The sequence below is a fragment of the Sphingobacterium sp. JB170 genome, assembly GCF_900163865.1.
Classification (GTDB): Bacteria; Bacteroidota; Bacteroidia; order Sphingobacteriales; family Sphingobacteriaceae; genus Sphingobacterium.
In genome coordinates, this window is the sequence record NZ_FUKU01000074.1 from 1 (window position 1) to 2,468 (window position 2,468).

Here is a 2,468-nt window from a genome sequence, read left to right on the forward strand (position 1 = left end):
AACAAATATCCCTTATACCTTTTTCAGAAACAGCATGTATATGGAAGCCATACCCGAACTGATTGGAAATGCCTTGCAAACGAACGAAATCCGTTATCCATCGGGAAGCGGAAAAGTAAGTTTTGTATCACGGACAGACATAGCGGAAGCCATTGCAAACGTATTAACGGGAAATGCACATGGAAACCAGACCTATGAAATAACAGGTAACACAGCATATTCATTTGATGAATTGGCAGGGGTGATAAGTAAAGAAAAAAGTATAACCGTAAACCACGTTGATATTTCGGATGAAGTTTTCAGAGAAGAACTGATTAGCTATCAAATACCTGTCGAAGTCGTGGATTTATTGGTCAGTATGGCCAACGGGATTAAGATAGGCGAATTTTCACATGTGGACAGTACACTTGAAAAATTGCTTGGTAGAAAGTCATTTGATTTGAACAAGTATGTAAAAGAATTATAATTATGCTATTTAAGGGAGTACACCTGCAAGGTATTAAATCGGGAGAAATCACTTTGGCATTTCGTAAGTGGCAAAAGGTTTCCGTTAAAACCGGAAGCCTTTTGCATACATCTGTTGGTTTGCTCGAAATCGGCAAGATTGAAGCTGTAAGCGAAAATGATATAAGCGACAAAGAAGCAGTACAGGCAGGCTTTACGGAAAAAAAGCAGTTGCTAAAATCATTTACCCACAACAGCACAGGAACTATTTTTAAAATATCCGTTCGTTATCATGCCGAAGACCCACGAATTAAGTTGAGGGAGCAAACAGGATTGTCAGAACAGCAATTTGAAGAGTTAAAAGGTAGATTAGAGCGTTTAGACCTTTACAGTAAACAAGGTCATTGGACTGAAAAAATCCTGTTGACGATAAAAGACAATCCCAATTTACACGCCATAGGTATTGCAAAATTGACAGGCTTTGAAAAAGAATGGCTAAAACTAAATATCCGAAAACTGAAAAATTTAGGCTTGACCATAAGCCACAATGTAGGTTACCGGCTTTCTCCATTAGGAGAACATTTCATCGAAGAGCTAAAAGGCGAACAATAAAAACTTCCGCTAACATACAAGTCCGAATTAACATAGCAAGACAGTGAAATTATTTTTTTCTATTTTTGTGTTGAAATTTTTAATCCATTACCATAATGAATGAACTAATCGAAAAAATCAATGCGAGCTTTGAAACACTGAAAGCAGATGCTGAATTACAGGCAGGAAAAGGAAACAAAGCGGCAGGTACAAGAGCACGCAAGGCTTCTCTTGAATTGGAAAAACTTTTAAAGGAGTTCAGAAAGGCATCTTTGGAAGCATCTAAAGGCTAAAGCAAAACCCTCTTGAATTCGGAGGGTTTTGTTTTATGGAGTGTTCAAGATTTGGAGCATCCTGCCTACCTCAATATCCATTCTCGAAAAGGCAAACCATTTTTTGCCCAGGTCTTTGAGCGATGCTCCGATATGGTACAGTTCTGTTTGGTCTATTATCAAAAAGCGGTCGTGTGCATCGGAGAAAATCTTTACGTCGATAGGGGGATATTGGCTGTTGTACCGTTGTACATCCAACCGTAGCTGACTGCTGATGGTTTTGGTGTAGATAGTTGCGGTCACATTAGTGTTGCGTTTTCCCAATAAGGTCAGTACGGTATCATCTACATAATTATCGAGCAGGATAATGGAGCTTTTGGCACTTCGGACAATATCCGCAACAAAGGTATAGGCATCAAAGACCTGCCCATTGTAAAAAACACCTTTTTCGCTGTAGAGTTTGTCGCTTTCCAAAGCCTTGAAAATCTCCTCAATCTTTTGATCGGCTTTTAATTGTTTCAGCTCAATTTTATCCAAGCGATGAAAGAGGGAAGCATTGCTGATGAGCATTCTACGCATTTCTACAAACGCATCCATAATTTCAATACTGACCTTTACAGCCACATCGGATCGAAGCACAGTACTCAACATTGCTATTCCTTGTTCGCCGAAAACGTAGGGAAGATAACGTCTTCCGCCTCGCCCCACGTTTGAGGTTCCAAATTGGAACCTCAAAAAATCGACTTCCTCAACGGTCAGTTGAAAACAAAATTTTTCAGGAAACCTATCAATATTCCGTTTTACAGCTTTATTAAGGTTTTTTGTTTCTACTTGATACAAAACAGCAAGGTCGCTGTCCAACATCACTTGCTTGTCACGTATGGTATAAATCAGGTTCTTGATTTCCTTTGGACTAATGGCAGGTTTATTTTCCATTACTTTTTGTAGCTTTTATTTTTAGCAAATTCAAAGGAGGTATTGTAATCCTCATTCAACACGATGAAAGCATCGAATTTCTTACCCGCCTTGCTTTTCATTCCTTTTATGAGTGAAGTTTTTCCTTTACTGACAAGGCTTTCAATATCGGCTATACCAATTTGTACGCCGCACACATTGCGGAACTGCACCCAATTACAACCCTCATCTGGACACTTCACGATT

Annotated in this window: 5 protein-coding genes; 3 read left to right on the forward strand and 2 right to left on the reverse strand. The window is 39.1% G+C overall.

The genetic code is table 11. The features are described 5' to 3' along the window. The 3 genes from FM107_RS19125 to FM107_RS19135 form a co-directional block, all read left to right on the forward strand. Window positions 1-466 (forward strand): hypothetical protein (locus FM107_RS19125; RefSeq protein ID WP_218779053.1); only part of this gene is annotated, 466 nt, incomplete at its 5' end. Window positions 467-519: 53 nt separating this feature from the next. Then, window positions 520-1,056: a hypothetical protein gene (locus tag FM107_RS19130; protein WP_143559543.1), complete on the forward strand. Its 537-nt coding sequence runs from the start codon at window positions 520-522 to the stop codon at window positions 1,054-1,056. A gap of 95 nt (window positions 1,057-1,151) precedes the next feature. Further along, entirely contained in the window at window positions 1,152-1,328 is a 177-nt protein-coding gene (locus FM107_RS19135; protein WP_034727124.1) for a histone H1, read from the forward strand. 33 nt (window positions 1,329-1,361) lie between these two features. Here FM107_RS19135 and FM107_RS19140 read toward each other — a convergent pair whose 3' ends face one another. Beyond that, window positions 1,362-2,243 carry an ORF6N domain-containing protein gene (locus FM107_RS19140; RefSeq protein ID WP_086950087.1) on the reverse strand — a complete coding sequence of 294 codons (882 nt, stop codon included), beginning with the start codon at window positions 2,241-2,243 and terminating at the stop codon, window positions 1,362-1,364. Then, window positions 2,243-2,468: topoisomerase C-terminal repeat-containing protein (locus tag FM107_RS19145; RefSeq protein ID WP_179204554.1), on the reverse strand; the 226-nt coding region annotated here is incomplete at its 5' end. The genes FM107_RS19145 and FM107_RS19140, both read right to left, overlap by 1 nt.

Bases quoted from the DNA above. Each gene is read 5' to 3' on its own strand.
- FM107_RS19135 (WP_034727124.1), top strand. From the start codon at position 1,152: ATGAATGAACTAATCGAAAAAATCAATGCGAGCTTTGAAACACTGAAA.
- FM107_RS19140 (WP_086950087.1), bottom strand. From the start codon at position 2,243: ATGGAAAATAAACCTGCCATTAGTCCAAAGGAAATCAAGAACCTGATT.